The 23,755-nt window shown below is 68.2% G+C and carries 26 protein-coding genes; 6 read left to right on the forward strand and 20 right to left on the reverse strand.

Going from position 1 to position 23,755, the window contains the following annotated elements; genetic code table 11:
* The first annotated feature begins 370 nt into the window (after positions 1–370).
* A complete protein-coding gene (locus HZ321_RS11450) occupies positions 371–1,438 on the forward strand; it encodes a coiled-coil domain-containing protein (RefSeq protein ID WP_181702471.1) in 1,068 nt (355 codons plus the stop codon).
* Positions 1,439–1,503: 65 nt separating this feature from the next.
* Here the strand turns inward: HZ321_RS11450 and HZ321_RS11455 are convergent, their stop codons facing one another.
* The 3 genes from HZ321_RS11455 to HZ321_RS11465 all read right to left on the reverse strand — a co-directional run bounded on the left by HZ321_RS11455 (position 1,504) and on the right by HZ321_RS11465 (position 3,787).
* Positions 1,504–2,124, reverse strand: a complete 621-nt coding sequence (locus HZ321_RS11455) for a GNAT family N-acetyltransferase (protein WP_181702474.1) — start codon at positions 2,122–2,124, stop codon at positions 1,504–1,506.
* A 100-nt stretch (positions 2,125–2,224) separates the two neighbouring features.
* Positions 2,225–2,806 carry an NAD(P)H-dependent oxidoreductase gene (locus tag HZ321_RS11460; RefSeq protein WP_181702476.1) on the reverse strand — a complete coding sequence of 194 codons (582 nt, stop codon included), beginning with the start codon at positions 2,804–2,806 and terminating at the stop codon, positions 2,225–2,227.
* A gap of 66 nt (positions 2,807–2,872) precedes the next feature.
* A complete protein-coding gene (locus HZ321_RS11465; RefSeq protein WP_206682770.1) occupies positions 2,873–3,787 on the reverse strand; it encodes a PhzF family phenazine biosynthesis isomerase in 915 nt (304 codons plus the stop codon).
* Between the two features lie 255 nt (positions 3,788–4,042).
* Here HZ321_RS11465 and HZ321_RS11470 point away from each other — a divergent pair, with 255 nt between their 5' ends.
* Positions 4,043–4,516, forward strand: a complete 474-nt coding sequence (locus HZ321_RS11470; RefSeq protein WP_181702478.1) for a BA14K family protein — start codon at positions 4,043–4,045, stop codon at positions 4,514–4,516.
* 22 nt (positions 4,517–4,538) lie between these two features.
* Here the strand turns inward: HZ321_RS11470 and HZ321_RS11475 are convergent, their stop codons facing one another.
* The gene (locus HZ321_RS11475) at positions 4,539–5,246 is read right to left on the reverse strand and encodes an NUDIX hydrolase (protein ID WP_181702480.1); all 708 of its coding nucleotides are present in this window, start codon (positions 5,244–5,246) and stop codon (positions 4,539–4,541) included.
* Positions 5,247–5,398: 152 nt separating this feature from the next.
* On the opposite strand from HZ321_RS11475, the gene HZ321_RS11480 reads away from it, so the two are divergent.
* Entirely contained in the window at positions 5,399–6,922 is a 1,524-nt protein-coding gene (locus HZ321_RS11480) for a methyltransferase regulatory domain-containing protein (RefSeq protein WP_181702481.1), read from the forward strand.
* A 331-nt stretch (positions 6,923–7,253) separates the two neighbouring features.
* Here the strand turns inward: HZ321_RS11480 and ilvC are convergent, their stop codons facing one another.
* Together ilvC and HZ321_RS11490 are read right to left on the reverse strand one after the other, a co-directional pair.
* The gene (gene ilvC, locus HZ321_RS11485) at positions 7,254–8,273 is read right to left on the reverse strand and encodes a ketol-acid reductoisomerase (protein WP_181702482.1); all 1,020 of its coding nucleotides are present in this window, start codon (positions 8,271–8,273) and stop codon (positions 7,254–7,256) included.
* 17 nt (positions 8,274–8,290) lie between these two features.
* Entirely contained in the window at positions 8,291–8,953 is a 663-nt protein-coding gene (locus HZ321_RS11490) for a TetR/AcrR family transcriptional regulator (RefSeq protein ID WP_244635818.1), read from the reverse strand.
* Between the two features lie 299 nt (positions 8,954–9,252).
* Between HZ321_RS11490 and HZ321_RS11495 the strand changes: the two genes are divergently transcribed.
* Positions 9,253–10,368, forward strand: a complete 1,116-nt coding sequence (locus HZ321_RS11495; protein WP_181702485.1) for a helix-turn-helix transcriptional regulator — start codon at positions 9,253–9,255, stop codon at positions 10,366–10,368.
* 112 nt (positions 10,369–10,480) lie between these two features.
* Here the strand turns inward: HZ321_RS11495 and HZ321_RS11500 are convergent, their stop codons facing one another.
* Positions 10,481–10,786, reverse strand: coding sequence for an ArsR/SmtB family transcription factor (locus tag HZ321_RS11500; RefSeq protein ID WP_181702486.1), 306 nt, complete (start codon positions 10,784–10,786; stop codon positions 10,481–10,483).
* A 116-nt stretch (positions 10,787–10,902) separates the two neighbouring features.
* On the opposite strand from HZ321_RS11500, the gene HZ321_RS11505 reads away from it, so the two are divergent.
* A complete protein-coding gene (locus HZ321_RS11505; RefSeq protein ID WP_181702487.1) occupies positions 10,903–12,003 on the forward strand; it encodes an NADH:flavin oxidoreductase/NADH oxidase in 1,101 nt (366 codons plus the stop codon).
* A gap of 9 nt (positions 12,004–12,012) precedes the next feature.
* Here HZ321_RS11505 and HZ321_RS11510 read toward each other — a convergent pair whose 3' ends face one another.
* The 9 genes from HZ321_RS11510 to miaA form a co-directional block, all read right to left on the reverse strand.
* Complete coding sequence (locus HZ321_RS11510; RefSeq protein WP_181702488.1) at positions 12,013–12,762, reverse strand: pyridoxine 5'-phosphate synthase; 750 nt, start codon at positions 12,760–12,762, stop codon at positions 12,013–12,015.
* Between the two features lie 51 nt (positions 12,763–12,813).
* Positions 12,814–13,977 (reverse strand): M48 family metallopeptidase, encoded by a 1,164-nt coding sequence (locus HZ321_RS11515; RefSeq protein WP_425305390.1) that lies wholly within the window; start codon positions 13,975–13,977, stop codon positions 12,814–12,816.
* Positions 13,964–15,169, reverse strand: a complete 1,206-nt coding sequence (locus HZ321_RS11520) for a DUF898 family protein (protein WP_181702490.1) — start codon at positions 15,167–15,169, stop codon at positions 13,964–13,966. Before HZ321_RS11520 ends, HZ321_RS11515 begins: the two co-directional genes overlap by 14 nt.
* Positions 15,170–15,323: 154 nt before the next feature.
* A complete protein-coding gene (locus HZ321_RS11525) occupies positions 15,324–15,965 on the reverse strand; it encodes a VOC family protein (protein ID WP_181702491.1) in 642 nt (213 codons plus the stop codon).
* Between the two features lie 28 nt (positions 15,966–15,993).
* Positions 15,994–16,149 carry a hypothetical protein gene (locus HZ321_RS11530; RefSeq protein WP_181702492.1) on the reverse strand — a complete coding sequence of 52 codons (156 nt, stop codon included), beginning with the start codon at positions 16,147–16,149 and terminating at the stop codon, positions 15,994–15,996.
* Between the two features lie 22 nt (positions 16,150–16,171).
* A complete protein-coding gene (ilvN, locus tag HZ321_RS11535; RefSeq protein WP_425305393.1) occupies positions 16,172–16,723 on the reverse strand; it encodes an acetolactate synthase small subunit in 552 nt (183 codons plus the stop codon).
* A 64-nt stretch (positions 16,724–16,787) separates the two neighbouring features.
* The gene (locus HZ321_RS11540) at positions 16,788–18,551 is read right to left on the reverse strand and encodes an acetolactate synthase 3 large subunit (protein WP_181702493.1); all 1,764 of its coding nucleotides are present in this window, start codon (positions 18,549–18,551) and stop codon (positions 16,788–16,790) included.
* A gap of 313 nt (positions 18,552–18,864) precedes the next feature.
* On the reverse strand, positions 18,865–19,359 hold the full coding sequence (locus HZ321_RS11545) for a YcbK family protein (protein ID WP_181702494.1): 495 nt from the start codon (positions 19,357–19,359) through the stop codon (positions 18,865–18,867).
* A 120-nt stretch (positions 19,360–19,479) separates the two neighbouring features.
* The gene (gene miaA, locus HZ321_RS11550; RefSeq protein WP_181702495.1) at positions 19,480–20,427 is read right to left on the reverse strand and encodes a tRNA (adenosine(37)-N6)-dimethylallyltransferase MiaA; all 948 of its coding nucleotides are present in this window, start codon (positions 20,425–20,427) and stop codon (positions 19,480–19,482) included.
* 15 nt (positions 20,428–20,442) lie between these two features.
* On the opposite strand from miaA, the gene serB reads away from it, so the two are divergent.
* Positions 20,443–21,333: a phosphoserine phosphatase SerB gene (gene serB / locus HZ321_RS11555; protein ID WP_181702496.1), complete on the forward strand. Its 891-nt coding sequence runs from the start codon at positions 20,443–20,445 to the stop codon at positions 21,331–21,333.
* Between the two features lie 21 nt (positions 21,334–21,354).
* Here serB and HZ321_RS11560 read toward each other — a convergent pair whose 3' ends face one another.
* The 4 genes from HZ321_RS11560 to fumC form a co-directional block, all read right to left on the reverse strand.
* On the reverse strand, positions 21,355–21,816 hold the full coding sequence (locus HZ321_RS11560; RefSeq protein ID WP_181702497.1) for a hypothetical protein: 462 nt from the start codon (positions 21,814–21,816) through the stop codon (positions 21,355–21,357).
* Complete coding sequence (locus tag HZ321_RS11565; protein WP_342343840.1) at positions 21,813–22,088, reverse strand: ribbon-helix-helix domain-containing protein; 276 nt, start codon at positions 22,086–22,088, stop codon at positions 21,813–21,815. The genes HZ321_RS11560 and HZ321_RS11565 overlap by 4 nt, the downstream gene beginning before the upstream one ends.
* Positions 22,085–22,276 carry a DUF4169 family protein gene (locus HZ321_RS11570; protein WP_181702498.1) on the reverse strand — a complete coding sequence of 64 codons (192 nt, stop codon included), beginning with the start codon at positions 22,274–22,276 and terminating at the stop codon, positions 22,085–22,087. The genes HZ321_RS11565 and HZ321_RS11570 overlap by 4 nt, the downstream gene beginning before the upstream one ends.
* A gap of 85 nt (positions 22,277–22,361) precedes the next feature.
* Complete coding sequence (gene fumC / locus HZ321_RS11575) at positions 22,362–23,750, reverse strand: class II fumarate hydratase (RefSeq protein ID WP_181702638.1); 1,389 nt, start codon at positions 23,748–23,750, stop codon at positions 22,362–22,364.
* Positions 23,751–23,755 lie beyond the last annotated feature (5 nt).

A 23,755-nucleotide genomic window follows, 5' to 3' on the forward strand; every position in this document is an offset into this window, starting at 1 on the left:
GGGGCGCCAATCCCAGGTTTCCACTGCCTTTTGCCCGATACGACCGGGAAAAGCAAGCCTCGGACGAGGTCCCCGGCGGCCGAATGCGTGAAGGCGACAGCCATCGCACCGGTCGGCCGTTTCCGTCGAGAATACATGAGCAATTCATCTTAGACGGACAAGTATCTGATTGCAAACGCCCCCGGCATCCCCGCCGGAAATCTGCTTGATTGGACCAATCAACAATTCACGAAATCATCCATCTGACGGTTGCGCCTCGTTCTCACCCGAAGCAGACTGCCCCGTCCAGTTCTTGTGCCTTCTTCGCTGCCGGCAGATCGCCGAGCGAACGAAATCTTGTTGTTTTCATCTTCATTCAGGGGGTTGTCGGATGAGCAGTGACGAGAAGACGTCAGCCGGTTGGCTGGACAAGTCGCCCCGGTCGGTGGTGGTCGCCCTCGGCGTCTCGGCCGTCCTGGCCGTGGCCGGCTGGGCCGAGACCTTCGGCGCCCGCTCCGAACTCGCCGGTGTGAACGCGCAGCTGGCCGCCGCCGGGCTGGAGCCGTCGACGGCGGAAACGCTGAACCGGTCGATCGCCGCCAAGCAGCGTGAACTCGTCGGCGTCGAGAACGCCCTCGTATCCTTCTCCGCCGCCGCCGGGGCCCGGCAGGATCAGGTCGCCAAGGCCGCGGGCCAATTGGCCCGGATCGAAGCCGAGGCAGCCGACGCGTCCGCGCGCGCGGCCGAAGCATCCGCGCTTTATGCCGAACTGGAGCCGAAGAACCGGGTCCTCGGCCGCACCGTGCTGGAGCTTGAAAACGGCCTCACGGCCCTCCAGGCCGCTGTCGGCGCGCGCCGCACCGAGCTCGGCGGCCTGATCGCCGACGTCGAGGAGAATGCCCGTCTGGTGGCGGAAGCCACCGCCTGGAAGGCCGACAGCGAACGGCTCACGGCCGCCAAGGACAGCCTCGGCCGCGAGGTCGTCGGCCTGGAGAACCAGGTCGTCTCGCTCGCTGCCGCCGTCGACTACCGGCGCAAGGATGTCGCCGCCGCGCTGCTCGTGAAATCGGAAGCGGAAAACACCCGGCGCCAGGCCCTTGTGGAGGTGCTCGAGTTGCGTGCGGAGGCCGAGGCTCTCGGCAAGGCCATCGACAAGCTCACCGCCGAACGCGAAGCGGCCTTGCGCCTGATGGTCGACGCCAACAACCGGCTGGTTCCCGCCCTCGCCGCGGTGAAGGCGCGCGAAAGCCAGCTCGTCCAGCTCAACACCGACGTCGCGGGTCTCGCCGCCGAGAATGCCGCCCTGACCGAACGCAACGACCAACTCGTCGCCCAGCTCGGCGACGCCGACCAGCGTCTTGTCCAGCTGGCGGAGGCGGCCCGCACCACGGCCCGCCACCTCGCTGCGATAGAGGAACTGCTCGGCGCCCCCACCGTCCAGGCCGCCCTGCAGCCCTGAGCCGAGGCCCGTCAGCCATCGCCCGCCGGTCCGACCCGGCGGGCATGCGGCCCGCCGCTGGCGGGTCAGGCCTCCAGCGGCAGTTCCAGCCGGTAGTGAAGCCGGTCCTCCTCCGCGACCGGGATGTCCAGCGTCACCTGTCCCACGATCTGCAGCCCGATCCGCTGGTAGAACGCCAGCGCCGGGTTGGTTGCCGCCACGTCCAGCGCCAGCCGCCGGGCGCCGTCTCGCCGCGCCCGGTCGGTCGCCGCGGCGATCAACGCCCGCCCCACGCCGCGCCCGTGCCATGCCGCGTCCACCGCAAGGTCGAGCACGTAGACCGCATCCTCCGGCACGCCCTCGAACAGCATCCCGGTCGCCGCGAAGCGCGCCTCGATCGCCGCCCAGTCCGCCTCAGGCACGATCGCCCGAAGCGTCTCCCCGGCTTCCTCGAAGGCCCGCTCCAGGCTGTCGGCCGAATGCAGCACGGTCAGCCCGACGATCTCGCCCCCGGCTTCCGCCACCAGAGTGCGCCGTGGAGGTTCTGCGCCGCGGTTCGCCGCCCAGTCCTGCGCCAGACCGGCCAGGAAGGTGTCGAAGCTGCCGAACTGAAAGGCCATCACCGGAATATCCACCGTCCAGATCAGGTTCGCGATGCGCGCCGCCGGGTCGTCTCTCCGGGCTTGCCGGATGGTGAAAGCCGCCAAGGAAAAAGCCTCCGCTGAATGTCGGCGGGATCATAGCCGAGCTGACGCCCCGGTTCGACCCCGGCATGCGGCCGTCCCCTGCCGGCGCGCCGCCCGCGCCTCACCGTGCCGCCGCGCCGAGCGCCCGCATCCGCTCCAGCCAGCCGGCGCGCGCCACGGGCGTCATGCCCTCCACGTTGCCGATGATCGTGTGCCGGTTCGGCTTCACCCCGATGAAAGTGAGGATGTTGCGCTCGAAGGCCCGCAGCGTCAGCGCCCGGTACCACACCACATAGAACAGCCGCGGCATGCCCATCGTGACCACGGTCCGCGACGATCGTCCCTTCAGCAGGCCGAGGCCGAGCCCGTCGCGTTTCTGCGGAAAGGCGAAGCCCGGCCGGCAGACCTGCTCCAGGAAGGCCTTCATCAGCGCCGGCATGGCGCCGAGCCAGAGCGGATAGAAGAACACCAGGTGCTCCGCCGCAAGAATGGCCTCCTGCGCCGCTTTCACCGCCGGTGTCGGTGCGCTGTTCCAGTCCGCGACGCTCGCCAGCGGCGGCAGTGCCAGTTCGGCAAGGTCGAGCCGCCGCACGTCGTGCCCCGCGGCCTGCGCACCGTTCGCGTAGGCATCCGCCAGCGCGCGGCCGTAGCGGGCCGGATCCCGGTCGGGATGGCCCTGGATGATGAGAATGCGTCTGGGCATGGGGCACCTCTCGGGAAAGGAATGCCCCATTCTGCATCCGTGCAGCGGCTTCGGCCTTGATCCTCGTCAGATCATCAGTTCGCCGCGCGCGACCACCACCGCGTGACCGCCGATGCGTGCACCGTGCAGCCGGCCCTTCTCCACCACGAGCTCCAATTCGATCCGGCTCGGCCGGCCCATCTCGTAGCCTTGCTCGATGATCAGCCGCCGTTCGCCGTCCGACGATCCGTCGAAGCGCATCACCGCCCCGGCGAAGGCCGCCGCCGCCGATCCGGTCGCCGGGTCCTCCGCGATCCCCAGCTCTGGTGCGAACATGCGCGCGTGGAAATCCCCGTCCGCGTTCGCGCAGTCGCGCGTGTAGACGAAGACGTTCATCTTCTTGGAGCCGAAGCCGGCCTCCCAGTTGCTTGTCTGCAGCTCGATCGCCGCGATCGCGGAGCGGTCACGCACCGGCACGAACACGAAGGGCGCGCCGGCCGAGTAGACCGTCGGCACGTGATTCTCGAAGCCGATGTCCTGCCGGTCGATGCCGAGGGCCGACGCCGCCAGCCCCACGTCCCCGTGGAACGGCAACTCCTCCGGCAGCTTGGGGATGTCGAACACCGCCCGTCCCGGCCGGTTCGGCGCCAGCACCACGCCGCAGCGCACGATGCCGATTTCCTCCTGAAGCACCACCACCGCGTCGGTCTCCCGCGCGATGCCGTCCAGCCGCTCGGCCGCCAGCAGCACCGCCGTGCCCACCGTGGGATGTCCTGCGAACGGCAGCTCCCGCGCCGGGGTGAAGATCCGCACGGCCGCGGTCAGCCCCGGCCGCGGCGGCGGGCTCACGAACACGGTCTCGGAAAGGTTGAACTCGGCTGCGATCTTCTGCATCGCCGCGGCATCGAGCCCGTCGGACTCCAGCACGACGGCCAGCGGATTGCCCGCCAGGGCCCGTTCGGTGAACACATCCAGGATCACATAGCGACGCGCCAAAGCCATCTCCCCGTCTTGTTCATGCGCCGTTCAGGCGCGAACGACCATAGGAGTCTGCGAGCGTCCCGTCCACGACCCCGGCGTCCTCGTTGCGGCGAGAGTGAACGGAACGGCAATGGTTGATTGTTCGTTGTCGGTTGTGCGGCGCCTGCTATTTGCCGCAAACCGTGTGTTAGTTTCACTGCCGGAGCACGGATCCCTTGCCGGGCACATCGCCGGCAGTCGGATACCCGGCCCCGCCCGGCACCAAGGAGACCCAAGATGATGAAACTCGGCATTTTGGCGACCGCCGGCCTCATGTCGCTGACCGCGGTCACCGCCACGCTCGGAACCACGGGCGACGCGGAAGCCCGCCACCGCCGGCACCACCGCTCGGGCGACGTGCTCGCCGGCGCGGCCATCGGCATTCTCGGTGGCGTCCTGCTCGGCCAGGCCCTCGCGCCGCAGCCGAGCTACGCCTACCCCTCCTATTCGGCGCCGCCGGCCTACTACCCCCCGCCGCGCGCCTACTATCACGACCGGCCGCCCGTCTACGTCCAGCCGCGCCAGATCTACGTCCGTCCGCGCGTCGTCTACGACGATCCGGTGCCGGTCTACCGCAATCGCCACCACCGCGGACAGGACGCCCACGTCGCCTGGTGCTCGGCCCGCTACCGGTCCTATTCGCCCTACGACAACACCTGGGTCGCCTACTCCGGTCAGGTCCGCGAGTGCGTCTCGCCCTACTCCTACTGACCGGCCCCGCCGCCCGCGCGCTTCAGCCCGAAAGCACGTGGGCGGCCGCCATCCGCGCATAGGGCGGCGACCGCTCGTCCAGCGTCGCCGCCGATCGCAGCACGACCACTTCGTCGAACTCCGGCCGCTCCACCCCCGCGTTGTGGGCGCGGATCGCCTCCGCCAGGGCTGCGGCAGGCGCATCGAAGCGGAACATCCGGCCGATCGAAATCCGCGGCCCGTCGAACACCGCGATCATCCCCTCCACGGTCGCATCGTCCGCGTCGAGCCCGGTCTCCTCATGAAGCTCGCGCTCGATCGACCCCACCACATTCACCAGTCCGTCGGCTGTCACGTCCGCCGGCTCCAGGCTCCCGCCCGGCGGATAGATCCGCCCCGCGTTGGCGGTATGCCGCCCCATTAGGCCATAGATCAACGCCCCGTCGCCCGACAGCACCAGCGCGGAGCCGAACAGGTTCCGGAGCCCGATGTCCGGGAATCCCCAGTCGCGCCAGGCCAGGAACTCGGCGAAGCTGCCTTCCCGTGCCGTCCCGTGCAGCACGCCGTCCTCGACCCGCAACCCGCCCGGAAGACCCGGGGCGACCGTGCCCAGCACCCGCCCGTTCCACAGATGCGGGTTCTTCGCCGTCAGCATCGCCCAATGGGCGTCGACCTTGGCGCTCGTTTCCGCATCGACGCCCCAGCCGCCGGGCGATAGTCGGATCTGGACGGACGAGATCGGCGTGATCATGGCGGCTCCCTGAAAGTCGGCCCTCCTGCCTAAGCATTCTCCCGCGCCGACGGAAGGCCATTTCGTCCGCCCGACGCGTCGGCCCGCCGTCCCGCTTCCGCCCGTCGCGCTGGCGTGGTCACATCGCAGAGGCCGAATCGGCGGAGGGGGCCATGCCAGGCTGGACCGGTGGATACGTCACCGACATCACCTACACCGAAAGCTATCATCGCGACTGCGCGCCGACGCTCCTCGCCTTCGCCGCTCTCGCCGCCGGCTTTCGTGCCCCCGATCCCGCTGCACCGCTTCGGATTTGCGATCTCGGTTGCGGCTACGGCCTCACCGCTGCCGTGCTTGCCGCAGCGAACCCCGGCTGGCAGGTTCACGGCGTCGACTTCAACCCCGCCCACATCGCCGCCATCCGCCGGCTCGCCGAGGCCGGCGGCCTCGACAACGCCCACTTTCACGATGAGAGCTTCGCCGAATTCTGCGCCCGGCCGGATCTGCCGGCGTTCGACATTGTCACCCTGCAGGGCGTCTGGACCTGGGTCTCGCCGGAGGACCGCGACGTCATCACAGCCTTCCTCCGCCGCCATCTGAAGCCCGGCGGCCTGGTCTTCTGCGCCTACAACGCTCTGCCCGGCTGGTCCGCCGCCGCCCCGCTCCGCGCCCTCCTCAAGACCACCGCCGATGCCGCCGCCGGCTCCCCCGCCGAGCGCCTGGACGCCGCCTTCGCCTTCCTCGACCGGCTTTCCGCCGTCGACCCCGCCGCCTTCCGCAACAATCCGGCCCTCGCCGAACGCCTCGCTCTCAATCGCGGCCAGGATCGGCGCTACCTCGCCCACGAGTATCTGAACCGCCACTGGCAGCCCTTCCACGTCGCCGAGGTCGCCGCGGCGCTCGCCGAGGCCAAGCTCGACTACCTCGGCCCCGCCTCGCTCATCGACGGGGTCGACGCGGCCAACCTCACTGCCGACCAGCGCGCCTTCCTCGACACCCTCTCGGACCCGATCCTGCGCGAAACCGCACGCGATTTCATCCTCAACCGCCACTTCCGCGCCGATGTCTATGTGAAAGGCCGCGAACGACTTTTCTCCGCCGAGGCGGACGCCGGCTGGCACGCCGCGCGCTTCGTTCTCGCCACCCCGCGCGCGGCCGTTCCGGCCACCGTCGTCGGTCATCTCGGCCGTATCCGCCTGCTGCCGGAGATCTACGACCCGATCCTGGACGCCCTTGCCGACGGCCCTCTCGCGGTGGCGGACCTCGCCGGCCGCCCGGGCCTGTCGGCGGTGAACGCCGCGTCGCTGCGCCAGGCCCTCGCCGTCCTCGTCGGCGCCGGCATCGCCGAGCCCTGCCTTCCGGCTGAGGGTCTGGAAGCGCGCGCGGCCGCCGCCCGCCGCTTCAACCGCGCCGTCCTGGAGCGCGCCGCCGTCGCAACCGACATCCAGTGGCTCGCTTCGCCGGTCACCGGCGGCGGCGTCCAGCTCGACCGCCTGTCGCAGCTCTTCCTGCTCGCAGAAACCCTTGGCGCGGACCCCGCCGACACCGCCTGGCCCGTCCTCGCCCGCGACAACCAGCGCCTCCTCCACGACGGCCGCCGCCTCGACACCCCCGAGGAAAACCGCGCCGAACTCACCCGCCGCCACGCAACGTTCCAATCCGCCCACCGCCCCACCCTCACCCGGCTGGGCATCTGACCCGAACGAAAACCGCCCGGCCTGCCGAAGCGGACCGGGCGGTCATTCAGATCGATCGCTCGTGCGTGGCAGATCCGGAAGTCGGACGCCGACGAAGGAGGCTCAAGCCTTCTGCTTGATCTCCCCGCGACCGGTCAGGGCGTAGCCCTGAGCCGGCGCAAAGCGAAAAACCGTGGATCAAGCGGCAAACGCACCATCGTAGAGCGTCAATTGCGAGTCTTATCCACCAGCGCCTTCTGCTTGATCTCCTCGCGACCGGTCAGGGCGTAGCCCTGAGCCGGCGCAAAGCGAAAAACCGTGGATCACGCGGCAAACGCACCCACGTCCGACATCAGTTGCGGGTCTTGTCGACCAGCGCCTTCTGCTTGATCCACGGCATCATGCCGCGCAGCTTCTCGCCGACTTCCTCGATCTGGTGGCTGTCGTTGTTGCGGCGGATCGCCTTGAAGCGGGCGGCGCCGGCGCGGTACTCCTGCATCCACTCCGAGGTGAACTTGCCGGTCTGGATGTCCTTCAGCACGCGCTTCATCTCGGCCTTGGTCTCGGCGGTGATGATGCGCGGCCCGGTCACGTACTCGCCCCACTCCGCGGTGTTGGAGATCGAGTAGTTCATGTTGGCGATGCCGCCTTCGTAGATCAGGTCGACGATCAGCTTCACTTCGTGCAGGCACTCGAAGTAGGCCATCTCCGGCGCATAGCCGCCTTCCACCAGCGTCTCGAAGCCGGCGCGGATCAGCTCCACAAGGCCGCCGCAGAGCACCACCTGCTCGCCGAACAGGTCGGTCTCGCACTCTTCCTTGAACGAGGTCTCGATCACGCCGGACCGACCGCCGCCGACGCCCGAGGCGTAGGAGAGCGCGATGTCGAGCGCGTTGCCCGAAGCGTCGTGGTGGATCGCCACCAGGCACGGCACACCGCCGCCCTTCTGGTATTCGCCGCGCACCGTGTGGCCGGGGCCCTTCGGCGCGATCATGATGACGTCGACGGTCTTCTTCGGCTCGATCAGGCCGAAGTGGACGTTCAGGCCGTGCGCGAAGGCGATCGCCGCACCGTCGCGGATGTTTGGCGCGATTTCCTTGTTGTAGATGTCCGCCTGCAGCTCGTCCGGCGTCGCCATCATCAGGAGATCGCCCCAGGCGGCCGCCTCGGCCACCGTCATCACCGGCAGGCCGTCGGCCTCCACCTTCTTGGCGGTGGCGGAACCGGCCTTCAGCGCCACGGCGATGTCTTTGACGCCGGAATCCTTCAGGTTCAGCGCATGGGCGCGGCCCTGGGAGCCGTAGCCGACGATGACCACCTTCTTGCCCTTGATGAGGTTGAGGTCGGCATCACGATCGTAATAGACGCGCATTGTCTCGTCCCTTCCTGTCAGCTGTTGTTGTCCGGCCCGGGTCCTGCCCTGCCGGTTTTCCCGTCCGCCCCATGCAGGCGGAAGAACTGGTCCACCGCGGCATCCGCCCGCGTCGCGAAATCACGCTCGTCGTCGGCGAGATCATCGCCGAGCAGCAGCCGCACGTGGCTGTCGCGAACCACCAGCGCGTAGAGCACGCGGTAGGCCTCGCCGAGGTCGCCGCTGATGTGCCCGGCGCGCGCTCCGCTTTCCAGCAGCGCCCGCGCCCGCGTCTCGATGGTCCGCCGCCCGCGCTCCAGGAGCAGACGTCCGAGCGCGGAGCCCTCGCGGCTCGCCTGCCCGATCGCCAGCCGATTGAGCGCCAGCGAAACGTCCCCGGCAAGCACGGTGAGCAGGTCGCGCGCGAAGACCACCAGCGACGCCCGGAACGCGTCCGGGTCGCCGGCGCCTTGCCCGGCGTCCTTAACCCGCACCTTGGCCGCCTGGAACCCGATCACCGCGGCGAGCAGCCCGTCACGGTCGCCGAACCACTTGTAGAGGCTCTCCTTGGAGCAGTTCGCCTCGCGTGCGATCCGCGCCGTGGTCAACGCCCTCTCGCCGCCTTCCACCAGCACCTTCAGCGCGCATTCCAGAACGGCGTTCTGGCGCGGCGAGTAGGTCTGGTTGGGAGATTCGGCCAAAGCGGACACGATCGGGGTTCCCGCGAACACGCATACCCTGCGTACCGTACGGTACTGTACGGGTCTCATATCTCCGCTTTGCAGCCCGGTCAAGCACGCGCAACCCGGCGCCCTCGTCCACCAACCATTGGCCAACGAACCGTGTTCATTAATGCAGGTTGCACTGCTATCCTGATGATACGGGGGCTTGTCAGTACAACTGATTTAACAATAAGCAACTTTCGGACAAGACACAGGAAAATGCATCTTGAGGTTGAGACGAAATAGATCCTGAAGACACCAGCAGCAGCGGGGGTGGCATGGCCGTCGAAGACGACATCCTGGGTCTCACGGGCGCGTTTTATGACGCCGCCCTCGATCCGGATCTCTGGCCCGATACGCTGCACAGCTACAGCCGCTTCTTCGGCGGCGTCGGCGGCGTCATGCATTCGCTGACCCTCGACCGCTCATTGCTGCACGTATCGGCGGACCTTTTGGAAGCGACCGCCGAGTACCAGTCCGAGTGGTGGTCCCACGACCCCCTGGTAGAGGTTGCCCGCCGCAAGAAGTACAAGGACGGCGTCTTTCGCGATGTCGAGCGCCTGGATGAAGAGGTCATCGCAAAAGGCGCCTTCTACCAGGACTTCCTTCGCCGGCACGGGATCGGCGGTGTCGCGGGCCTACTCGCCTCCCCGATCAGGGACATAACAATTTCCTTTTCGATCCAGACCCCACTCGGCCACGTGTTCAAACCCGGACACATGAAGCTGTTGGAAGCCCTTTGCGGCCATCTTACCCGCGCAGCCGCTATCGGCGCCCGGATTGGCTCGTTCGAAGCGCTCCGCGACACGCTTTTCGCCGGCTTCGACAGGTTCGGCTGCGGCGTCGCCCTGGTCCGCACTGACGGAACAGTCCTCGCCGCCAACCGCGAGCTGCAGAACCTTTCGCGCCGCGGCCTGTCGATCGTCAGAGGGCGGTTGGTACCCGAATCCGCGGGCCAGCAGCATGCTTTGGACCGCCTGATCGCCGCGGCGGCCAGTCCGACGGCGGCCGACGATGGAGCGGCGATTACACTGCGGCGCAGCGCTAGCGAACGCGACCTGGTCATTCGGGCGATGCCTGTCGCCGCGCAGACGTTGGAGCGGAAGCTGCCGGGCGTCAGGCCGGAGCATTGCGTGCTTCTGTTGGCCATGGATCCCGACGTTCATCCCAAGCCCGACGCCAACGACCTGTTGCGCGCCTACGGCCTGACGCCCACTCAGGCGAAGGTCGCCGACCTTCTGGCCGCCGGGCTGGCTCCCCAGGAGATCGCCGATCGGCATGGCGTTTCGCTCCACACGATCCGCACGATCCTGAAGGCGGTCTACGAACGCATGGGCGTCAACCGGCAGGTCGACCTCGCCCGGATCGTGACCCGCATCCGCACCCTCGAGTGACGACCGCGGCGCCGGACCTGACGAAATCGCCCGACAGATCGGCTATTGCCCCGACATCTCAGGGTGGGAGCACTCGTCTCTCGACGCGCTTTCATTGCCGCTGGGGAAGATCCTATCCCCGCCCCTGCGCCAGGATCGCGTCGAGCAGCCCGGGGAAGCGCGCATTCAGATCCGCCCGGCGCAACGTGTTGATGTGCACCGGCCCGTCGTTGCGCGTGGCGATGATTCCGCAGTCCCGCAGCACCTGGAAGTGATAGGAGACGCTGGATTTCGGCCGCCCGCCGTCCAGCGCGCCGCAGCTCGCCTCGCCGCAGTCGGCCAGCTGCCGCACGATCGCCAGCCGCAGCGGATCGCTGAGGCCGTAGAGGACGCGTTCCAGCTCGATCTCGTCCGGGTGGGGGTGCTTGAAGGCTCGCATGCCGCCTTCATAACGCAGATGTGCCCTTGTTTCGAGAGTTCGATATTTCTAGAACTAACAAACCGCACCTTCCGGCGGCTCCACCCGCGCCCTCCCCGCGGCAGAAGGACAGGTCCATGCCCACACTCTTCGATCCCTTGACGCTGAAGGGCGTCACCCTGCGCAACCGCATTGCCGTCGCGCCCATGTGCCAGTACCAGGCCGTCGACGGCCTGCCCAACGACTGGCACCGCGTGCACTATCCCGCCCTTGCCCGCGGCGGCGCGGCCCTCGTGGTCGTGGAAGCCACCGGCGTCTCGCCGGAGGGTCGCATCTCGCCCGCCTGCACCGGGCTCTGGAGCGATGCCCACCGCGACGCCTTCATTCCCATCGTGGAGACGATCAAGGCCGCCGGCGCGGTCCCAGGCATCCAGATCGCCCACGCCGGCCGCAAGGCCAGCAGCAACGTTCCCTGGGAAGGCGACGAACACATCCCTAATGAGGACCCGCGCGGCTGGCAGACCATCGCCCCCTCCGCCATTCCCTTCGGTAAGAACCTCACCAAGGTTCCCCGCGCGATGACCGCCGACGACATCGCCGGCGTCCAGGCCGACTTCGTCGCTGCCGCCCGCCGCGCCGACGAGGCCGGCTTCGAGTGGCTGATGCTCCACTTCGCGCACGGCTACCTCGCCCAGAACTTCCTGTCGCCGCTCTCCAACACCCGCACCGACGGCTACGGCGGCTCCGCCGAGAACCGCGGCCGCTTCCTGGTCGAGACCCTCGCCGCCGTGCGCAAGGTCTGGCCGGAGCACAAGCCCCTCTCCGTCCGGCTCGGCGTCATCGAGTTCGACGGCCGCGACGACGAGGAGATCGACGAGGCCATCGCCCTCGTCCGCCGCCTCAAGACTGAAGGCCTCGATTTTCTCGACGTCAGCATGGGCTTCTCCACCCCCGATGCGTCTCCGCCCTGGGGCCCGGCCATGCTCGCACCCGTCGCCCGCCGGGTCCTTGCCGCCGTGGAACTCCCCGGCTCTACCGGCTGGAACATCGCCGACCCGAAGACCGCCGACGCCCTGGTGCGCAACGGCTCGCTCGACGTCGTCATGCTGGCGCGTCCCGTGCTCTCCAATCCGCACTGGCCCTTCCACGCGGCCAAGGCACTCAGCGTGGAGAACGCCGCCTGGATCACCCTGCCGCCGTCCTACGCCAACTCGCTCGCGCGCTACCAACTCAGCTGAGCCAGCGGCTTAACTCACCGGGTCGCCGCAGGCGGCCCGGTAGAGGCGGATCGTTTCGGCCATGCCGTGGATCAGCGCGTCCGCAGTCAGCGCGTGCCCGATCGAGACCTCCGCGATCTCCGGCACCCGCGCCACCAGCGGCGGCAGGTTGTCCAGCGTCAGGTCGTGTCCGGCGTTGACCGCAAGCCCCGCCGCCGTCGCCGCCTCCGCCGTCCGCGCCAACTCCTCCAGCCGCTTGGCTTTCTCGGCAGTGTCGAACGTGTGCCCATAGGGCCCGGTGTAGAGCTCGATCCGCCGCGCGCCGGTGGCAGCCGCAGCGGGCACCAGCGCCGGATCGGCGTCCAGGAACAGCGACAGCCGCATCCCTTGCCCCTGCATCCGGCTGGCCACGCCCTTCAGCATCGCCGCATGCGCCGCGCAATCCCAGCCGTGGTCGGAGGTGTTCTGGGCGGGGTCGTCCGGCACCAGCGTCACCTGGTCCGGCTTGGCCGCCTCGCAGAGCTGAAGGAAGTCCTCCGACGGGTATCCTTCGATGTTGTACTCCCGGTCCGGGAACTCCGCCCGGATCATGTCGCGCACCGCGAACACGTCGGTCCGGCGGATATGCCGCTCGTCCGGCCGCGGATGCACCGTCAGCCCATAGGCGCCGGCCGAAAGCGCGATCCGCCCGATCCCCACCACGTCCGGCCACGGCAGGTCCCGCCGGTTCCTGAGCGCCGCAATGGCGTTGATGTTCACCGAAAGCCTGGGTCCGGGCATGGCGCGAAACTCCGCCGTCAAAAAGGGGTCCATCCCATAGGCCGGCCCGTTCTAGCGCGCAATGCGCGCGGAAGGCGCAGCTGTTTCGCCGCTGGACTGCGGACAGGTGGCTTGCAGCACCTTCTGATCCGCCAGCGAAAGCAAAGGCCCGCGCGCCGTGTACCCCGCAGCGAGAGCCCTGACGGCAGCGCCCCGTTCCTCGGTCACCGGATGGCTGTCGAATGGCGACGCGTCCCCAGCATCCCCCACACCCTCGATCCTCTCGATCAACTGGATGGATGCCAGCGGATCGCCGCCGAGCGCCATCATGCGCCGGGCCGCGAACGCATCCGCCGCCGCCTCGGCTTCCCGGGAATAGGCGCTGGAAACGATCGCCTGCGCCGCCAGCACAACGGCCGTGCCGCCCGTGAAGTCGCCGAGCACATAGCCGAACACGAACCCGAGCCCGGCAGCCTCGATGATCTTGACCAGGCTGTCGCGCGCGGCCACATGCCCGAACTCATGCGCGATTACCCCCGTGAGTTCGTCGGGCGATTGTACGGCCTCCAGCAGCCCCCGGAACACGATCACCCGCCCTCCGAGGAAGGCCAGCGCGTTCTCCATGGGATGATCGACGATCCTCACCGTGGGCGTCACCACGAAGGTCTCTTCGCCGACGATGCGCTGCGTCAGGTCATCCAGGATTCGTTCGGTTTCCGCGTTGCTGCACGTCGCATCAGCCAGAGAGTCCATGTCGAGCATCGACGCGATCGCATTTTCCAGACCGTCGGCAAGCGCGATTTCCGTTTCGGCCGAAACCAATGGCGCGATCGCCTTGGCAAGCACGGGCACTCCGAACCAAACTGAGGCCACAACCCCAACCGTCGCCGCCACGCTCCAGAACGCGATCTTTCGCGCCGAGTTGGCGGAGACGCGGCGCTGCTCCTTCAGGCTCCCCGCGCGTGCATGCAGGGTGGCGAGAAATGCCTCGCTGTGCACGACCAGCCGCTCCGCGCCGCCCGGCCCGTCCTCCCCGACCGCCAGGTGGAACGCAGCGGCACCCTCGTCGACCTCCCGGATCGCATCCAGCGGCCAGCGGAACACCGCCTCCCCGAGAAACGGATCCCGGCCTTCCAGATGACCGTCCGTCGAGATCGAGAGCGTGACGGCGCGTCGGCGGGCGGTGCGCCCGTCGAAGTAGCTCCCGGCCGGAGCATCGGCTTCAGAATCCAACATCGATGCCCGTCGTCAGGATGTCCCCGAACCCCTCGTTCGCAGCGCTGGTCGCCGGGCCGGCCACCGCGGCCGCCACCCCGAGCGCGTCCAGGTTCGTCACGGACGCGCCGTTGGCGATCGCTCCCCAGATCGACCGCTGCCAGATCCAGATCTTGGCAAACATGAAGATGATGATCCACAGGCCGTAGTTGGCAGCCATTAGTCCGATTGAAGTAACGGAGTAGGTAGTCGTTCCGTGGAGCGGAAAAGCCCGCGCTCCAACACTGAAGATGAAGATCGTAAGGCCAGTAGCGGCCAGCAAAGCAACGCCCATGCCGATGATCGGCAGTATTCGACTACGTACCGAGAAAAAAAGCTTGACCCGACTTTGGCCGCATGAAATCGCGCTCCCGCAAATCGATATCCGGCGCGCGTCGAAAAAGAGATAGGAGACAAAGCCGATCAGAACCACGAAGGGCAAAGCTTGGAAATAGATTAAAAATTGATCGAAATACTGGTCCTCATCTACGATTTCTTTGGCCCACAACAGAGTGACTAAAAGGAAACCGCACATCGAAACTGTCACCGCGGCTGTGGATAACCACGCGTAGGCGAACGGCTTCAGCAGCATCCGCCCCTTGATCTCCGTCGACACCGGCAGCGATCCGAACGACAGGTTCCCGATCTTCCGGCGCTCCTGGCTGGCGATCGTGTACGGAATGCTCCACCCGAGCGTGACCACGTTGAGGACGAGAAACACCACTGCCCAGGCCGCATAGACCTCAGCCGACCCTCCGAGCGAAAAGGCGATGCCGCGCCACCGCGTGCGCGAGAAGCGGTACCGGTACGACCGGTAGAGCCCGTCGTAAACCAGGAACAGGTAGATGCCGATGAAGCAGACATAGGCGATGGGGTGCTCGATCGGATTGTTCGCGCCCCACCAGAACGAAAGGCCGTAGAGCGGCAACACGATCACTAGGGCCACAAGGAAACCCAGGAAAAGCTCCAGCCCCCGCCCCGTGTACTCGAACGGCGAGCCGTCCAGCACCGTGCGGCTCCAGAACAGGCGCCGCAGGTTGGTCACGAACCAGAACCGGTAGAGTCCCAGCGTCAGCACCGTGATGACGGATCCGCGAAAAGCCGTCTTCGCGAATGCGCCGTCGAGGGAATCGAACCGCACGGTCGCGGGTTGTGTCGAGGCCAGGGCGTCCAAGGGCATCTCCGTTCAGGACGGAGACCATAACAACCCATGATCGCACGGACTAGTCAGAATTGACATAGAGCGCGTGCGATCCGTCGGGCTTGCCGGGGTAGGTCAGGGATCCCTAACGGGGGCCCCGGCTGCCAGGACTTCCGCCGCGGCAGCCTCACACCCAGTCCGCAAGCTCCAGCTCCACGCTGTCGCCGCCCCGCTGCAACCGGAGCACCAGCGACGCAGCCCCTGTCACCACCGCGTCCGCGATCCCCAGTCCCGCCAACGCGGCCAGCGGCCCTGCCCGCTCCGCCCCGATCCGCGCGATCGTCATCGTGGTGTATCCGCCCGCCGTCTGCCGCGCGTCGGCGCGCCCGTCGGTCCAGCGGTCCGGCCTCTCTGTTCCGGGCGATCCGAACACGAACGGCACCCCGTCGTCGTCGCTCGCCACCGCCACCGGAATGCTCAGTCCGGGCGGAAACGCGTCGATCCGATAGGGCCAGCTCTCGAAGGGAAACGGCTCGCCCCGCAGGGCGATCCCGAACGGGTTGGCGCCCGTCTGCCGCAGTCGGGACCGCCGCGTGAAGCCGTTGCGCGCCAGCGCGGGTGCCGCCAGCTCGGCCTCATCCACCACGAACAGCAGTTCCAGGTAGGCATTGTCGAAGCAGTAGCAGACGTTGGACGTGCCCTGCCCCGTGTGCCGCCGCTCGTAGGACGGGACCAGCCCGATCCCGTCCAGAACCTGCCGGACCTTGCCGCCCGGCAGGGCATCGTCGCGGGCGACGAACACGAAGACATGGTCCAGCGCGATCATCATGGCCCCGCGACCGGTCTCGTCCGCCGCGTCAGTGGCTGCGCGGCGGCTTGATGTCGCCCGCATCCGCCTTGGCCTCGTTCTCCTCCCGAAGCGCCTTGCGGATCGTCTCCATCACGTGCTCCCAGCCCTTTTCGCGGGCCAGTTCATGCGCCAGATGGATGGTTTCAAAGTCCTCGATTTCCATGGGTTCCCCTCTCGTCCCTTGTCTACATCGCCTCGCGGCCGCGGCTGAGCGCGGCGAGCCCCGTCCGGGCCACTTCCACGAGACCGCATTCGGTCATCAGGTTGACGAACCGGTCGATGTCGGTGGGGGAACCCGACAGTTCGAACACGAAGCTCTCCAGCGTGGCGTCCACCGTCCGGGCGCTGAAGGCCTGCGCCAGCCGCAGCGCCTCCACCCGGTGTTCGCCCTTGCCGGCCACTTTCACCAGCGCCAGTTCGCGCTCGATCGCGTCGCCCTTCTTGGTGAGGTTCACGACGCGATGGACCGGCACCAGGCGCGCCAGCTGGTTCATGATCTGCGTGATCACCTGGGGCGTGCCGCCGGTCACGATGGTGATGCGCGACAGGTGGTTCTCGTGCTCCACCTCCGACACCGTCAGGCTCTCGATGTTGTATCCGCGCCCGGAAAACAGACCGATCACGCGCGCCAGCACGCCGGGCTCGTTGTCGACCAGCACCGAGAGCGTGTGGCTCTCCGAAACGGTCGAGGTCTCCTCCAGGAAATAGGCCGACTGGCTCTGTCCCGCGACGATCATCATGGTCATTCCCAACCCTGTGTGTTGTGGAAGGCGCCCGGTCCAGGACGCCCGCCGCGGTCAATCAGACCAGGACCTTGCCCGTGGAGCCGATCGCGCTGTCGATCTCGTCGTCCGAGGCGTCGCCCAGCAGCATCTCGTTGTGCGCCTTGCCCGACGGGATCATCGGGAAGCAGTTGGCGAGGTTGGCCACCCGGCAGTCGAACAGCACCGGCTTGCGGATCCGGATCATCTCCTCGATCGCGCCGTCCAGCTCGTCCGGCTTCTCCGCCCGGATGCCGACGCCGCCGTAGGCCTCCGCCAGCTTCACGAAGTCCGGCATCGCCTCGGTGTAGCTGTGCGAGAGCCGGTTGCCGTGCAGCAGCTGCTGCCACTGGCGCACCATCCCCATGTACTGGTTGTTGAGGATGAAGATCTTGATCGGCGCGTCATACTGGATCGCCGTCGACATCTCCTGGATGCACATCTGGATCGACGCGTCGCCGGCGATGTCGATCACCAGCGAGTCCGGATGCGCGATCTGCACGCCCAGCGCCGCCGGCAGGCCGTAGCCCATGGTGCCGAGGCCGCCGGAGGTCATCCAGCGGTTCGGCTCCTCGAAGCCGAAGTACTGCGCGGCCCACATCTGGTGCTGACCCACCTCGGTGGTGATGTAGGTGTCGTGCCCCTTGGTCAGCTGGTACAGCCGCTCGATGGCGTACTGCGGCATGATCACGTCGTTGTTCTTGCGGTAGGAAAGGCACTTCTTCGCCTTCCACACCGCGATCTGCTGCCACCAGGCAGCCATCGCCGCCTTGTCCTGCTGCGGATGGGTCTGCTTCCAGACCTTGATCATGTCTTCCAGCACGTAGCCGACGTCGCCGACGATCGGGATGTCGACACGCACGTTCTTGTTGATCGAAGACGGATCGATATCGATGTGGATCTTCTTCGCGTTCGGCGCGAAGGCGTCGATCCGGCCGGTGATCCGGTCGTCGAAGCGCGCGCCGACACACACCATCACGTCGCAGTCGTGCATGGTCATGTTGGCTTCGTAAGTGCCGTGCATGCCCAGCATGCCGATCCAGTTCGGCCCGGACGCCGGATAGGCGCCGAGGCCCATCAGCGTCGAGGTGATCGGCATGTTGGTCAGCTTGACCAGTTCGCGCAGCAGCGTGGAGGCCGCCGGCCCGGAGTTGATCACCCCGCCACCGGTGTAGAGCACCGGCTTCTTGGCAGCCGCCAACAGCGCCACCGCCTCGCGGATCGCCGCCTCGTCGCCCTTGACGCGCGGGTTGTACTGGGTCTGCGGCTGGCCCTTGTAGTTCGTGTAGGTGCCGGTCTGGAACTGGATGTTCTTCGGAATGTCGACGACCACCGGGCCCGGACGCCCCGTTGTGGCGATCCGGAACGCCTCGTGCAGGATGCGCGGCAGGTCCTCGATCCGCTTCACCAGCCAGTTGTGCTTGGTGCAGGGCCGCGTGATGCCGACCGTGTCGCACTCCTGGAAGGCGTCGTTGCCGATCAGGTGCGTCGGCACCTGCCCGGTGATGCACACCATCGGGATGGAATCCATCAGCGCGTCGGTCAGCGGCGTCACCATGTTGGTGGCGCCCGGCCCGGACGTCACCAGCGCGACACCCACCCGCCCCGTCGAGCGGGCATAGCCCTCCGCGGCGTGGCCGGCGCCCTGTTCGTGGCGGACCAGCACGTGGTTGATCTTATCCTGCTGATGCAGTTCGTCGTAGATGGGCAGGACGGCGCCGCCCGGATAGCCGAAGATCGTGTCGACGCCCTGGTCGATCAGGGCCTGGATGACCATCTCCGCGCCCGTCATCTGCCGTGTCATCGTTTCTGCCTCATGTCGGCCGATCCGCCGTTCATCGTCTTGTTGGGGATCGGGTGGGGGACGTTCTGGTAATAAAAAAGGCCCCGGAGAGGGACCTTGCTTTCGGCGCACCATGTTGCTCGGGGGCTCTAGTGAAGAGCCTCCGTCACGGTGCGCTGCCTAAGTACGATAATGGCCAGGGCCATTGGGAATCCTCGTCGCGAGTGCGATGTGGGCGGAACCTAGTCATCCCGCCGGCCGGGGTCAACCCCTATTTTACGTTTGTTGCGAGCCGCATGGCACGCGCGCAACAAAATGTCTCAGGCCCGCACCCTCACCGCCGCCGCTTCTTCTTCCGGCAGCCCCAGGCCCAGTCGCGCCGCGGCCCCACGTCCACGTGGACGGACCGCGTGTGGCAGTAGGTGCCGACACCGCCGATCCCCGCCAGGTTCCGCGCGGCGCGCGCCAGCCGCGAGGGCGCCACGCCGGGGATCTGAATGTCCGCCGCCATGCAGCGCCTGTGGTAGGAACCCGGCCGCGCCCGCCCCGGCGGTCGGTATCCTGACGTCAGGATGATCTGTCGTCCGAACTGGTCACGCAGTTTTCCGAGCACCGCCCGCAGCTTCGGCGTCAGGCAGCTGCTGCGCACTGTCCGCGTCTGGTGAACGAAGGCGACCAGCGTCCGTTGGGCCAGTTCGGGCGCGTCCTCCGCCTCGGCGGCAACCTCGTCATCCAGCCCCTCCAATTCTTCACGGGTTCCCGCAAGGGATGCGGACGACCACGCGAGGATGGATAGAACCGTGAGAGCTGCAACGGCGAGCCGACGCATGGGCACACTCCTCCACGGCCCGGCGGAAGCACCGGGCCTGAGCGGCCTCACTCACGGCCTTGATACGCGAAATCCCCCACCTTCGGAAGTCCTGTTAACACTTGTGGCGGAGTGGCGAGTTCACCGAGTGGCCGCTGCAACCATCTCGTCGACTGCCCCGGCGTAGGGCGCGAACCGGGTCCAGCCGCCGAACTGGTTGCGGAACCACGTCTCCTGCCGCTTGGCATACTGCCGCGTCGCGGTCACTGCCGCGGCGATCGCGTCCTCCACCGCCATCGCCCCGGTGGCCGCCGCCGTCATCTCCGGCACGCCGATGGCCTTCGCCGCCGGCATCGAGGGATCGACGCCGATCGCGGCGAAGGCGCGCGCCTCGTCCAGCCCGCCTTCCCCGACCATCATCCTGAACCGGGTCTCGATCCGCGCTCTCAGCCACGCCCGGTCCGGCGCGACAACAAAGGCGGCCGCGCGGTCGAGGGGCACCAGCGGCGCCGACCGCTCGCCCTGGAATTCCGAGAGCGAGCGACCGGTCGCGGCCAGCACCTCAAGCGCCCGCGCCACCCGCTGCCCGTCCGCCGGTCCCAGCCGTTCCGCCATCACCGGATCCGCCTCGGCGAGCCGCGCGTGCAGCCCTGCCGCGCCCAGCGTCGCCGCCATCGCCCGTACGCTGGCGCGCACCTCCGCCGGCACGGCCGGCACCTCGGAAAGCCCCGTCGTCAAGGCCGTGAAGTAGAGGCCAGTCCCGCCCACGAACACCGCCGGCCGCCCCGCCCGGTCGAGGTCGTCCAGCACCGCCGCGACGTCGCCAAGCCAGCGCGCCACCGTGTAGGCATCCCGCACCCCGACGTGCCCGTAGAGCCGGTGCGGCACCCGCGCCTCGTCCGCCGTCGTCGGCCGCGCCGTCAGGATCCGCAGTTCGCGATAGACCTGCATGGAATCGGCGTTCACGATCACGCCGTCGATCCGCTCCGCGACCGCCATCGCCAGCGCCGACTTGCCGCTCGCGGTCGGCCCGGCTATCAGGACCGCGCGCGGTCTCCCCTCATGTCCCAAGGCCGCCACTCCAAGCATTCTCCGGGAGTCGTCATGTCGCTGGTCGCCACGCTTGTCTCATCCCCGGCCGATCCGCAAGTCAGCGTGCGGCTCGTCGCCGAGGCCGGCCGCGCCGTCGGCGCCCCCGGGCATCGCGTGCTCGCTCCCGAGATTGCCGCCGACCTGCCCCTCCCCGCCGGCCTGGATGCCGCCGAGGCCGAACGCCGCCTGCGCGCCGTCATCGGCGACCGGCCGGTCGACGTCGCGGTCCTTCCCGCCGAGAACCGCCGCCGCAAGCTTCTCGTCGCCGACATGGATTCCACCATGATCGGCCAGGAGTGCATCGACGAACTCGCCGCCTACGCCGGCCTCAAGGAGCACGTAGCGGCCATCACCGAGCGCGCGATGCGCGGCGAGATCGCCTTCGAGCCCGCTTTGCGCGAACGCGTCGCCCTTCTGAAGGGTCTCCCCCACGCGGTGATCGACGAGGTCCTGGAGGAGCGCATCACCATCACCCCCGGAGCGGTGGAACTCGTCCGCACCATGCGCGCCAACGGCGCCTACACGGCCCTCGTCTCCGGCGGCTTCACCCTCTTCACCGGCGTGATCCGCAATCGAATCGGCTTCCACGAGGATCGCGCCAACACGCTGCTTGCCGAGGGCGGGCTCCTCACCGGCGAGGTCGCCGAGCCGATCCTCGGCAAGGCAGCCAAACTGGAAAGCCTTGAGGAGCTGGCCGCGCGGCATGGCCTGGCCCTGCACGAAACCCTGGCCGTCGGCGACGGCGCCAACGATCTCGCCATGGTCAAGGCCGCCGGCCTCGGCGTCGCATACCACGCCAAGCCAGCCGTCGCCGCCGAGGCGCACGCCCGGATCGACCACGCAGACCTCACCGCCCTGCTCTACCTCCAGGGCTACGCGATCGACGAGTTCGTCAGGACCTGACGCCGCACGGCGCGGACCTGGTCAGGGCGCCTCGCAGGAGATCGCCACGCGCTTCTCCCACCGGCCGGCGTCCGCGCCGCCGGCAGTCAGCCGCGCCTCCACCGTCACCGGCCTGCAATCGTGGTCCACGATGAACGAGCGCATGGTCGTGCCATAATCGCCGATACTGCCGATCGGCCAGGTCTTCTGGAACAACACGTCCCCTCTGTCCCCCCGCGCGGTCACCTCCACGCGCGGCGGGTCGAAGAACAGCGCGTCGGGCTCACCGTCCACGATCACGTCGACCACCATCTGCAGCGAGCGGCCCTTGTCCGTCATCGCCAGAACCGGTCCCTCGACGGTCGCAAGCTCGTTCGACAGTCCGCCGGAATCCTCGAAGATCAGGAACACATGCGGCTTACCTAGGCTCACCTCCGCCGCACCGGCAACCGAAGCGCCCGCCATAAGCATTGCCGCCGAAACCACGCTGAAAAATCGTCTCACGCCGGCTTCCCCCGTTCGTCCAGCGCCTTGAGAACGGCCACCCGGATCGCGCTCGCAAGGTTCCGCGGCCCGCGGGTCCGGTCCACGGCGGCGACCAGCGCCGCCACCGATTGCCCGCGCTCGGCCGCCATGCGTTCCACCACCGCCCAGTATTCCGGCTCCAGCGCCACGCTGGTGCGATGACCCGACAGCGAGATCGAGCGCTTCTCCAGCAGCGGCGACGGGGGTGTGCTCGCCCGGGCGCCGCCGGCCGGTTCCGCCTGCGGGCTCACGACCCGTCCTCGCCATTATCGATCCGGTGTCCCTGCAGGCGCCGCTCGGCGAGTTCGGCGAGCGCGGACTCCTGCGTCTTCTCCGCCTTGGTGCGCCCGAACTTGGCGCGGTTCTCCGCGGCCTTGTCGGCCTTCGCGTCGCGTTCCTTCCGCTTGCGGTGCAGTCTCAGGCTGACGACATCGCCCATGTCTTGGCCCCCTTAGCAAAACGGATAGGTTCCGCACGATACCTCCGATCGGCCCCGCTGCGAAGACGGCACGCCGCCGTGCGCATCAGCCCGGACCCACCATCGTCTCCGGGCGCACCAGGGCGTCGAACTCGGCCTCGCTGACGGCGCCCGTCCGCACGGCCTCCTCGCGCAGCGTGGTGCCGTTCTTGTGCGCCGCCTTGGCGATCGCCGCCGCCTTGTCGTAGCCGATGGTCGGCGCCAGCGCCGTCACCAGCATCAGCGACCGCGCCACCAGCTCCGCGATCCGGTCCTCGTTCGCCTCGATCCCCGCCACGCAGCGGTCCGCGAACGACCGCGCGGCGTCCGCCAGGAGCCGCACTGACTGCAGCACCGCGTCCGCGATCACCGGTTTGTAGACGTTGAGCTCGAAATGCCCCTGCGCTCCGGCAAAAGCCACCGTCGCCTGGTTGCCCACTACCCGTGCGGCCACCATCGTCAGCGCCTCGGCCTGCGTCGGGTTCACCTTCCCAGGCATGATGGACGATCCCGGCTCGTTCTCCGGCAGGCTGAGCTCGCCGAGCCCCGAGCGCGGCCCGCTGCCCAGAAACCGGATGTCGTTGGCGATCTTGTGCAGCGACACCGCCACCGTCTCGATCGCCCCGTGGGCGAACACCAGCGCGTCGTGCGTCGCCAGGGCCTCGAACTTGTTCTCCGCCGTCCGGAACGCGATGCCGGTCAGGTCGCCGACGTCGGCCGCCACCCGCGCCGCGAATTCCGGATGCGCGTTCAGCCCCGTACCGACGGCCGTCCCGCCTTGCGCCAGTTCCAGCACCCCGTCGAGCGCCGCCTCCAGCCGCCCGATCCCCTTCTCCACCATGTGCCGGTAGCCGGAGAACTCCTGCCCCAGCGTCAGCGGCGTCGCATCCTGCGTATGAGTCCGGCCGATCTTCACGATCCCGGCGAACGCCTGCTCCTTGACCGCCAGCGCGCCCGCCAGATGCCGCAGCGCCGGGATCAGGTCCCGCACGATCGCGGTCGCCACCGCCACATGCATGGCGGTCGGGAACACGTCGTTGGACGATTGCCCCATGTTCACGTGGTCGTTCGGGTGCACCGGCATCTTGGCGCCGCGCGTCCCGCCCAGGCTCTCGTTGGCGAGGTTGGCGATCACCTCGTTGACGTTCATGTTCGTCTGGGTGCCCGAACCGGTCTGCCAGACCACCAGCGGGAACTCCCCGTCGTGCATCCCGCCGGCCACCGCCAGCCCCGCCCGCTCGATCGCATCGGCAAGCCGCTCGTCCAGCAGCCCGAGCGCCCGGTTCGTCCGCGCCGCCGCCACCTTGACCACGGCCAGCGCGCGGATCAGCGGCAAGGGCATCCGCTCGTCCGGCCCGCCGATCGGGAAGTTCTCCACCGACCGCTGGGTCTGCGCGCCCCACGCCCGGTCCGCCGGCACCGCGATCGGCCCGAAGGTGTCGCTTTCCATCCGCATGGCGG

The sequence above is a fragment of the Chthonobacter albigriseus genome (assembly GCF_013839445.1).
Lineage (GTDB): Bacteria > Pseudomonadota > Alphaproteobacteria > Rhizobiales > Pleomorphomonadaceae > Chthonobacter > Chthonobacter albigriseus.

Bases quoted from the DNA above. Each gene is read 5' to 3' on its own strand.
- HZ321_RS11450 (WP_181702471.1), top strand. From the start codon at position 371: ATGAGCAGTGACGAGAAGACGTCAGCCGGTTGGCTGGACAAGTCGCCC.
- HZ321_RS11470 (WP_181702478.1), top strand. From the start codon at position 4,043: ATGATGAAACTCGGCATTTTGGCGACCGCCGGCCTCATGTCGCTGACC.
- HZ321_RS11475 (WP_181702480.1), bottom strand. From the start codon at position 5,246: ATGATCACGCCGATCTCGTCCGTCCAGATCCGACTATCGCCCGGCGGC.
- HZ321_RS11515 (WP_425305390.1), bottom strand. From the start codon at position 13,977: ATGTTGGATTCTGAAGCCGATGCTCCGGCCGGGAGCTACTTCGACGGG.
- HZ321_RS11480 (WP_181702481.1), top strand. From the start codon at position 5,399: ATGCCAGGCTGGACCGGTGGATACGTCACCGACATCACCTACACCGAA.
- fumC (WP_181702638.1), bottom strand. From the start codon at position 23,750: ATGCGGATGGAAAGCGACACCTTCGGGCCGATCGCGGTGCCGGCGGAC.
- ilvC (WP_181702482.1), bottom strand. From the start codon at position 8,273: ATGCGCGTCTATTACGATCGTGATGCCGACCTCAACCTCATCAAGGGC.
- HZ321_RS11570 (WP_181702498.1), bottom strand. From the start codon at position 22,276: ATGGGCGATGTCGTCAGCCTGAGACTGCACCGCAAGCGGAAGGAACGC.
- HZ321_RS11510 (WP_181702488.1), bottom strand. From the start codon at position 12,762: ATGCCCGGACCCAGGCTTTCGGTGAACATCAACGCCATTGCGGCGCTC.
- HZ321_RS11525 (WP_181702491.1), bottom strand. From the start codon at position 15,965: ATGATGATCGCGCTGGACCATGTCTTCGTGTTCGTCGCCCGCGACGAT.
- HZ321_RS11505 (WP_181702487.1), top strand. From the start codon at position 10,903: ATGCCCACACTCTTCGATCCCTTGACGCTGAAGGGCGTCACCCTGCGC.
- miaA (WP_181702495.1), bottom strand. From the start codon at position 20,427: ATGCTTGGAGTGGCGGCCTTGGGACATGAGGGGAGACCGCGCGCGGTC.
- serB (WP_181702496.1), top strand. From the start codon at position 20,443: ATGTCGCTGGTCGCCACGCTTGTCTCATCCCCGGCCGATCCGCAAGTC.
- HZ321_RS11500 (WP_181702486.1), bottom strand. From the start codon at position 10,786: ATGCGAGCCTTCAAGCACCCCCACCCGGACGAGATCGAGCTGGAACGC.
- HZ321_RS11545 (WP_181702494.1), bottom strand. From the start codon at position 19,359: ATGCGTCGGCTCGCCGTTGCAGCTCTCACGGTTCTATCCATCCTCGCG.
- HZ321_RS11540 (WP_181702493.1), bottom strand. From the start codon at position 18,551: ATGACACGGCAGATGACGGGCGCGGAGATGGTCATCCAGGCCCTGATC.
- HZ321_RS11465 (WP_206682770.1), bottom strand. From the start codon at position 3,787: ATGGCTTTGGCGCGTCGCTATGTGATCCTGGATGTGTTCACCGAACGG.
- HZ321_RS11495 (WP_181702485.1), top strand. From the start codon at position 9,253: ATGGCCGTCGAAGACGACATCCTGGGTCTCACGGGCGCGTTTTATGAC.
- HZ321_RS11530 (WP_181702492.1), bottom strand. From the start codon at position 16,149: ATGGAAATCGAGGACTTTGAAACCATCCATCTGGCGCATGAACTGGCC.
- HZ321_RS11460 (WP_181702476.1), bottom strand. From the start codon at position 2,806: ATGCCCAGACGCATTCTCATCATCCAGGGCCATCCCGACCGGGATCCG.
- ilvN (WP_425305393.1), bottom strand. From the start codon at position 16,723: ATGATCGTCGCGGGACAGAGCCAGTCGGCCTATTTCCTGGAGGAGACC.